The organism is Flavobacterium sp. TSSA_36, assembly GCF_051547165.1.
Taxonomy (GTDB): domain Bacteria; phylum Bacteroidota; class Bacteroidia; order Flavobacteriales; family Flavobacteriaceae; genus Flavobacterium.
In genome coordinates this window covers 1-1,841 of sequence record NZ_JBPTTP010000023.1, presented here as the reverse complement: position 1 = coordinate 1,841, position 1,841 = coordinate 1, and the positions used below count along the sequence as shown (strand labels likewise).

Below are 1,841 nucleotides of genomic sequence, written 5' to 3'. Positions count from 1 at the left end.
GAGGCAGAAGGCAGAAGGCAAGAATGCTCGAATTATTTTGAACCCTTTCTGAGTTTTGGACTCTGAAAGGTTTTTTTGTTTTGTGGGTGGTAACCGCTAAGTTTTTAGGAGTGAGGGGGTTGTTTTCAATTGTGAGTATGAAAAAGTTAGTATACAATTAAATACGTTACATTTGTACTTTGTATTATCATGATATTGTAAGCTTGATATTTGGATTGTCATGTTGTTTAGGGTTTTAAAAATGAGATAAATGTTGCTAAGAAAACAAATTTTAGAAGGAGGGGAGAGGGAAAGTCTTTTTTTGTGGGGTGCTCGACAGACTGGTAAAAGCACTTTGTTGAAAAGCCTATTTCCAGATGCCTTGTGGTTTGACTTATTGCAGTCGGATGTGTTTGAACGGTTTCAAAGAAGTCCGGTTCAGTTCAGAGAATTGATACTTGCAACCGCTAGTGGAACGGTCGTGGTGGTTGATGAAATTCAAAAAGTACCTGCTTTGCTGGATGAAATTCATTGGCTAATCGTAAATCATCCAACCCGTTTTGTGCTTAGTGGCTCAAGTCCGAGAAAAATTATTCGATCTGGCGCTAATTTGTTGGGAGGTAGAGCTCTTCGTTATGAGTTGTATCCGCTAGTTTGTGCAGAAATTCCTGATTTTGATCTGCTAAGAGCATTGAATAATGGATTGTTACCTAGGCATTATTTGTCGGATCATCCCCAAAAATTACTTTCTGCCTACATTGGAAATTATTTGCGTGACGAAATTATTGCTGAGGCAAAAATTAGGAATATTGGAGCCTTTACAAAATTTTTAGAAGCTGCCGCATTTTCTAACGGAGAAATGGTAAACTACACGAATATTGCCTCCGATTGCGGTGTAAGTTCTATCACTATAAAGGAGTATTTCCAAATTTTGGAGGATACGCTGATAGGTCGTTTTGTGCCATCCTATCAAAAGAAGCCCAAACGAAGAGTCATATTAGCCCCTAAGTTTTATTATTTCGATATTGGAATTGCTAATTATTTGCTAAAAAGAGGAAAAATAGCAATGGGTAGCGAAGCGTTTGGTAGTGCTTTCGAACATTTTATTTATCATGAATTGTATGCCCATAGCAACTATTCGGAGGGCAATTATACTATTTCTTATTGGAGAACTACTTCGCAACTAGAAGTGGATTTTATATTAGGGGATCATGAGGTAGCGATTGAAGTAAAAGGGACTGATAATGTGCAATCACGGCACCTGAAAGGATTGAAAAGTTTTTCAGAGGAGTATGAAGTAAAAAAATTACTAGTGGTTAGCAACGATCCGTTTGAAAGGATAGTGGGCAATGTTACGATTTTGCCTTGGCGTATTTTTTTGCAAAGACTCTGGGCGGGTGCTATTATTTAACAACATCACGCTAAGTAACACAAAGGAGTTTCATGTTAGTTTTTTATGGAGGGGGGGTGTAGTTGAAGCATGTAAGGCATTGAAGGGCATATAAGAGGGGGTGTTCCGAGGGCAGGTTTTAGTGGTCAGTAGCATAGCGTTGTGAAAGGGTCTCGCAAAGACGCAGAGGTGCAAAGTGTTGTGCGGGGAAAGCCACGAATGCTCGAATTGTTTTGAAAAGAGGGTGGTTTAACCGCAAGGGGCGCAAAGGGTTACGCAAGGGTAGCAAAGTGTTGTGTGAGGGAGGACTTATTTTTTTTAACCACATAGCAGTATCATAGATGCATAGTGTGGTAAAGAAGGCATAGCCGTTTTACTGTTCACATAGTTTTACTGAGAAGATGTAAAATGTTGAAAAGGCAAGAGGGAGAAGGCAAAAGGCAGAAGGCAAGAGGCAAGAGGCAAGAGGCAG

Annotated in this window: 1 protein-coding gene; it reads left to right on the top strand. The window is 39.7% G+C overall.

Going from position 1 to position 1,841, the window contains the following annotated elements; genetic code table 11:
- The first annotated feature begins 250 nt into the window (after positions 1–250).
- Positions 251–1,390 (top strand): ATP-binding protein, encoded by a 1,140-nt coding sequence (locus ACSVH7_RS15095; RefSeq protein ID WP_438067513.1) that lies wholly within the window; start codon positions 251–253, stop codon positions 1,388–1,390.
- Positions 1,391–1,841 lie beyond the last annotated feature (451 nt).